The 2,844-nt window shown below is 66.8% G+C and carries 3 protein-coding genes; all 3 read left to right on the top strand.

Features of this window, described 5'->3' with window-relative positions; genetic code table 11:
- Positions 1 to 1,071 (top strand): Re/Si-specific NAD(P)(+) transhydrogenase subunit alpha (locus tag Q0030_RS40500; protein WP_298380708.1); only part of this gene is annotated, 1,071 nt, incomplete at its 5' end.
- 11 nt (positions 1,072 to 1,082) lie between these two features.
- Positions 1,083 to 1,400: a proton-translocating transhydrogenase family protein gene (locus tag Q0030_RS40495; protein ID WP_016841609.1), complete on the top strand. Its 318-nt coding sequence runs from the start codon at positions 1,083 to 1,085 to the stop codon at positions 1,398 to 1,400.
- 43 nt (positions 1,401 to 1,443) lie between these two features.
- On the top strand, positions 1,444 to 2,841 hold the full coding sequence (locus tag Q0030_RS40490; RefSeq protein WP_298380702.1) for an NAD(P)(+) transhydrogenase (Re/Si-specific) subunit beta: 1,398 nt from the start codon (positions 1,444 to 1,446) through the stop codon (positions 2,839 to 2,841).
- Positions 2,842 to 2,844 lie beyond the last annotated feature (3 nt).

Here is a 2,844-nt window from a genome sequence, read left to right as displayed (position 1 = left end):
TCGCCCGATACCATCAAGAAGTTCAAGGCGCTGGGCGCCGAGGTCGCGGTCGAGCCGGGCGCGGGCATCAAGTCGGGGCTGCCCGATTCGGAGCTCACCGCAGCGGGCGCGACCGTCAGCGCCGATGCGCTCAAGGACGCCGACATCATCATCAAGGTGAAGCGGCCGGAGGCCTCCGAGCTGGCGAAGTACAAGCGCGGCGCGCTGGTCATCGCGATCATGGATCCCTACGGCAACGAGGCCGCGCTGAAGGCGATGGCCGATGCCGGCGTGTCGGCGTTCGCGATGGAGCTGATGCCGCGCATCACCCGCGCCCAGGTGATGGACGTATTGTCCTCGCAGGCCAACCTCGCCGGCTACCGGGCGGTGATCGAGGGCGCCGAAGCGTTCGGCCGCGCCTTTCCGATGATGATGACCGCCGCCGGCACCGTGCCGGCCGCCAAGGTGTTCGTGATGGGGGTCGGCGTCGCCGGCCTGCAGGCGATCGCGACCGCGCGCCGTCTCGGCGCCGTCGTCACCGCGACCGACGTGCGGCCCGCCACCAAGGAGCAGGTGGAGAGCCTCGGCGCCAAATTCCTCGCCGTCGAGGACGAGGAGTTCAAGAACGCGCAGACCGCCGGCGGCTACGCCAAGGAGATGTCCAAGGAGTATCAGGCCAAGCAGGCCGCGCTGACCGCCGAGCACATCAAGAAGCAGGACATCGTGATCACCACCGCGCTGATCCCGGGCCGTCCGGCGCCGAAGCTGGTGTCGGGCGAGATGGTCAAATCGATGAAGCCGGGCTCGGTGCTGGTCGATCTCGCGGTCGAGCGCGGCGGCAATGTCGAGGGTGCGAGGCCCGGCGAGGTGGTCGAGACCGACGGCATCAAGATCGTCGGCTACACCAATGTCGCCGGCCGGGTCGCCGCCTCGGCCTCGAGCCTCTACGCGCGCAATCTGTTCTCGTTCATCGAGACGATGGTCGACAAGGCCAACAAGGCGCTCGCGGTCAATTGGGACGACGAGCTGGTGAAGGCCACCGCGCTGACCAAGGACGGCGCCGTCATCCATCCCAACTTCCAGCCGAAGTAAGGAGAGAAGCCATGGAGCATCTCGCGCAGGCCGTCGATCCGTTCGTGTTCCGGCTGTCGATCTTCGTTCTTGCGGTGTTCGTCGGCTATTTCGTGGTGTGGTCGGTGACCCCCGCGCTGCATACCCCGCTGATGAGCGTGACCAACGCGATCTCGTCGGTGATCGTGGTCGGCGCGCTGCTCGCGGTCGGCGTCGGCATGGTGTCGAGCGGATCGGGCTGGGCCCGCGGCTTCGGCTTCGTGGCGCTGATCTTCGCCTGCGTGAACATCTTCGGTGGCTTCCTGGTCACCCAGCGCATGCTGGCGATGTACAAGAAGAAAGCCAAGTGAGCGGCGTGCACCTCGGGGTGACGAAGACAAAGGGGGACCTGAGATGAACGCCAATCTGGCTGCTGTTCTGTATCTCGTGGCGGGGGTGCTGTTCATCCTGTCGCTGCGCGGCCTGTCGAGCCCGGCGTCGTCGCGCCAGGGCAACATGTTCGGCATGATCGGCATGGCGATCGCGGTCGCCACCACGCTGGCGAGCCATCCGCCGGCCGACGGCGTCGCCTGGCTCTTGGTCATCGTCGCGATCGCGATCGGCGGCGGCATCGGCGCGGTGATCGCGCGCCGGGTGCCGATGACCTCGATGCCGGAGCTGGTCGCCGCGTTCCACTCGCTGGTCGGCATGGCCGCGGTGCTGGTCGCCGCCGGCGCGTTCTATGCCCCTGAGGCCTTCGACATCGGCACGCCCGGCAACATCCATCCGCAGAGCCTGGTCGAGATGTCGCTCGGCGTTGCGATCGGCGCCCTGACCTTCACCGGCTCGGTGATCGCGTTCCTGAAGCTGTCGGCCCGGATGAGCGGCGCGCCGATCATCCTGCCGTTCCGCCACGTCATCAACATCGTGCTCGCCTTGGCGCTGGTGTTCTTCATCGTCGGCCTCGTGATGAGCGGCAGCGCGCTCGACTTCTGGCTGATCACCATCATCGCGCTGGCGCTCGGCGTCTTGATGATCATCCCGATCGGCGGCGCCGACATGCCGGTCGTGATCTCGATGCTGAACTCGTACTCCGGCTGGGCCGCGGCCGGCATCGGCTTCACGCTCGGCAACTCGGCGCTGATCATCACCGGCGCGCTGGTCGGCTCCTCCGGCGCGATCCTGTCCTACATCATGTGCCACGCGATGAACCGCTCGTTCATCTCGGTGATCCTCGGCGGCTTCGGCGGCGAGACCGCGGCGGCCGGCGGCGGCTCGGGCGAGCAGAAGCCGGCCAAGCTCGGCTCGGCCGATGATGCCGCCTTCATCATGAAGAACGCCTCCAAGGTCATCATCGTGCCCGGCTACGGCATGGCGGTGGCGCAGGCCCAGCACGCGCTGCGCGAGATGGCCGACCTTTTGAAGAAGGAAGGCGTCGAGGTGAAATACGCCATTCACCCGGTGGCGGGCCGCATGCCCGGCCACATGAACGTGCTGCTGGCCGAGGCCAACGTGCCCTATGACGAGGTGTTCGAGCTCGAGGACATCAACTCGGAGTTCGCCCAGGCCGACATCGCCTTCGTGATCGGCGCCAACGACGTCACCAACCCGGCGGCGGAAGAGGACAAGACCTCGCCGATCTACGGCATGCCGGTGCTGCAGGTCTGGAAGGCCGGCACCGTGATGTTCATCAAGCGCTCGCTGGCGTCGGGCTATGCCGGCATCGACAACCCGCTGTTCTACCGCGACAACACCATGATGCTGCTCGGCGACGCCAAGAAGGTCACCGAGAACATCGTCAAGGCGATGTAGGGC

It is taken from the genome of uncultured Bradyrhizobium sp. (assembly GCF_947648125.1).
GTDB lineage: Bacteria > Pseudomonadota > Alphaproteobacteria > Rhizobiales > Xanthobacteraceae > Bradyrhizobium.
The sequence above is the reverse complement of the archived record's forward strand: the minus strand, read 5'-3'. Positions and strand labels throughout refer to the sequence as shown.

Coding starts and splice junctions, on each gene's coding strand:
- Q0030_RS40495 (WP_016841609.1), top strand. CDS start 1,083: ATGGAGCATCTCGCGCAGGCCGTCGATCCGTTCGTGTTCCGGCTGTCG.
- Q0030_RS40490 (WP_298380702.1), top strand. CDS start 1,444: ATGAACGCCAATCTGGCTGCTGTTCTGTATCTCGTGGCGGGGGTGCTG.